Origin of the sequence: Kitasatospora sp. MBT63 (genome assembly GCF_000710465.2) — a bacterium.
In the GTDB taxonomy this organism is placed as follows: domain Bacteria; phylum Actinomycetota; class Actinomycetes; order Streptomycetales; family Streptomycetaceae; genus Kitasatospora.
The window spans coordinates 1-3,599 of record NZ_JAIZ01000120.1; the positions used below are offsets into that span (position 1 = coordinate 1).

A 3,599-nucleotide genomic window follows, 5' to 3' on the forward strand; every position below is an offset into this window, starting at 1 on the left:
GTGGAGTCGGTGCGGTCCGCACCCGGGTAGGCGGTGGTGGACACCCACTGCTGCTGCCCGTACGACATGAACGCCGTCGACACCGCACGGCCCTGCCCGTCGAAGGTCACCCACTCCTGCGCCGGGACCTGCGAGTCCTGGGGGAGGAAGACGGTGCCGTTGGGGGCGGTGGTCGCCTCGAAGTACGGCGACGACGTCTTGATCGCCCAGCCGTGCGAGTCGTACACCGTGTCACTGATCAGCCGGCCCGTGCCGCCGGTCGCCGGGCTGGACTGGGTCTGCCGCAGCCGCGCCAGACCGTCGTACAGCTCCGTCTTTACCGCGTAGCTCTCGTCCTCGTTCAGCGCCTTGGAGGTGACCACCGACGGTCCGGTGACCCCGTTGACACTGTACGAGAACGTGGCGCTCGCGCTCAGGTTGGTCGCCCGGTCCGGGGACCAGACCGCGGTCAGGCGGCCCAGCGCGTCGTACTGCCGGGTGGTCGCCTTCCCGTTCGGGTCGGTGGCCACCAACTGGAGGCCGCGGCCCGGGTCGAGGGTCTGCGACGTCGCCCAGGAGGCGCCCATCGGACCGGTGACCGTGGTCCTCGTCGGCAGCGCACCCGCCGCCGGACTGAACGCCGTGGTGGTCGTGCCGCCGTCGGTGCCCTTGACGGTCGCCGGACGCCCGTAGGCGTCGAACGTGGCCGTGGTCAGCGTCGCGTAGTGCGCCTGGCCGTTGCCGTCGTAGCTGTCCAGCGTCTCGGTGCCGGTCGGGTCCGCCACCGCGCCGGCCTGCCCGAACGGCTTGCCGTCGTACAGCGTGCGGGTGTCCTTGACCGTGTTGCCCGCGTTCGCCGCCGTACCGCACCCGCCGATGACGGCCTTCTCCTCGGCCACCAGCTCCAGCATCATCGCATCGGAGCCGACCGCGTAACCGGTGGTGGTGCACACCTCCGGGGTGGCGGCGCTGCCGTCACCCTTGTCGTCCACCGTCACCACGCGGTTGGCGTTGGCGGGATCGGTGGTCGTCACGGTGGACACGCCCCGCCAGGAGCCGTCCGCGAGCCGGCCCCACTGGCTCACCGTGCTCACCGTGGAGTCGTAGCGCGACACCAGGTCCGGCATGCCGTTCTGCTGCTTGTGCGTACCGCGGGTGACCTCACCGGAGTTCACCGTCGCGGAGGCCTTGACGACCGAACCGCCCGCCTGGTCGAAGCCCTGGCTGCCGAGCAGGTTCCCGGTACGCCACTTCTCGTCCACCACGTTGACCGCCGCCGCACCCGGGTACGGGGTGTAGGAGACGGTGACGGCGCGCTTGGAGCCGTCCGCCTTCACGTCCCCGTTCATGCCCCGCAGGTAGGTGCTGACCTGCTGCGACTTCGGGCCCTCGCCCGCGTACCCGCTGCCCGCGGTGACGGTGACCGTCCGGTAGCCGCGGAAGTCGTCCCACGTCCGGGACTTCGCATCGGTGAACTCACCGTCGTTGCGGTGCCAGGCGGCGCCGCCACCGTAGGAGTAGTCCGTCGACTTGACCAGCGAACCCGTCACCGCGTCCTGCTCGGTCACCGACTTCACCAGGTACTTGTGGAACCAGTCACTCACCGGGTCCGGCGAGGACTGGCCGGGCAGGTACCACTTGACCGGCATGCAGGCCATGGTGTTGCCGTCCTCGGAGGACGGCATGCGGCCGTTCACCCGGGAGCACTCGGTGTCCTGGTAGACCACGTTGATCTGGCCACCGGTCTCGGTGGTGATCTGCTGCATCCGCGGACGGTTGAACGCCGGCTGCGCCGGGGTCAGACCGTCGACCCGGTTCGCCAGCTCGCGGGCGGTGAACTTCACCTCCGGCAGCGACTGCGCCGCCTGGCCGTTGGTCGCCGTCCGCAGGATCGACGACAGCCACAGCGACGGCTTGGTGCCGTCACCCGGGTCGGCGAAGGTGTGCTTCAGCTCGTAGGAGTCCACCGCGCGGTAGGCGCCGTCGACCAGCACCTGCGTGTCGATCTTCGCCAGCATCAGCGGGGACCAGAACGTCGGACCGTAGTTGGTGCAGGCGCCGCTGGAGGCACAGGCCTGGTCCAACGGCGAGTCGGGCCAGTTGTTCTGGTTGGCCTTGGTGCGCTGCGCGGTCGTGCACGTCACCGACCCCGAGGCGGTGCAGCGCTCGGTGGTGGTGAACAGCACCTTCGCGCCCGGCTTCAGCGAGCCGTTGGCCGCGACCTGCTCCGGCAGGCGCTGGCCGTAGCCGATCTCCGTGACCTCCGCGGAGCGGACGTACGCGGTGAGCGTGCCGGTGCCGTTGTTCTGGCCGCCGCCGCGGCTGTAGTAGTTCAGGTCCTGCTGGTAGCGGTAGGTGACCAGGTTCTGGTGCGGGTCCACGACGTAGTCGAGGTTCCACCGCCAGCCCTCCTGGCACCACGAACCCTTGCCCGTACCGGCGTTGTAGCAGTCGTCGCCGCTGTTCGGCGAGTACACCGGCGTGTACTCCACCGAGTTCGACGCAGAGTCACCGTGATTGCCGCCCGGCAGGTGGTTCAGGCCGAAGAAGTACTGGACACCGTCGGCCGTGGTGACCTTCCAGTACTCGCCGCCCTTCGCCTCGTTCGCCGCACCCGACAACTGCTCGACCTTCGAGCCGTCGTCACCCTGCAGCCGCCACACACCCGTCGCATCGTCACGCACCAGCGTGCCCGAATGGCCCGCCAGGTTCAGGCTCGCGTTCTGCCCCGCCCAGCACTGGTCACCCGAACCGGTGATCCCGTCCTTGTCACAGCCCCGGTAGGACCGCTCCACGAACCCCGGCTGGTAGTCCCAGCCCTCACCGACCCACGACGCCTGCGCGTTCTGCGACGACGTCCTCCCGTCCACCGACGACGAGTCGTAGCCCAGCGCGATGTCCGGGCCCGACCCGCCGATCGACGGCGGCGTGGTCACCGGGTACGCGTACGTGAAGTTCCCGATGTTGGTACCGGCGCCCCAGGCCGCCGACGAGGACAGCGGCGTCGCCGCGTACGTCCCCATCGCGCCGCCCGCACCGGTCGTCGTCGCCAGCACCGCCGACGATGACGACGAGGCGGCCTGCACGAACCCGGCCTTGACCACACCCGCCGCACCCGGTGCGGCCGGAGCGGCCGCCGGAGCGGCCGCCGGGGCGGCCGACAGCGCGACCTCCGCGGTCAGCACACCGGTCTTCGGGTCCACCGTCGAGGCCACCGGCGTCCGCTCCTGGCAGCCCGGCGCGTCCGGCGTCACCGCCGCACACGCGGGCAGCGCCACCAGAGCGGTGCGGTCCGCCCAGCCCGCGCCCTGCAGCGCCTTCAGGTCCAGCGCGACCTTCACACTCCTGTCCGCGGACCCCGCGGCGCCGTCGGTGTCGGTCAGCGTCACCCGGGCACCGGCGGCGGCGTCATCGCCGGCCTTCCCGGCCACCTCGACCTGCACCGACTTCACCGCACCGCGGTCACCCTTGGCGACCTTGACCGGCAGCTTCCCGGCCTGCACCGCCTTGCCGTCCGCCAGCGACACGGTCGCCGACCCGGTCGGTGCCGCAGCCGCGGCCGGCGGCTTCCACTCCCCCGGCACCGGATACGCCGGCGCCTTCGCCTTGGCCGGCGTCAG

General features: G+C 71.1%; 1 pseudogene. It reads right to left on the bottom strand.

Features of this window, described 5'->3' with window-relative positions:
- Positions 1-3,506: pseudogene (locus tag AA75_RS08110) on the bottom strand (RHS repeat protein); the annotation flags it as partial.
- Positions 3,507-3,599: the final 93 nt, after the last annotated feature.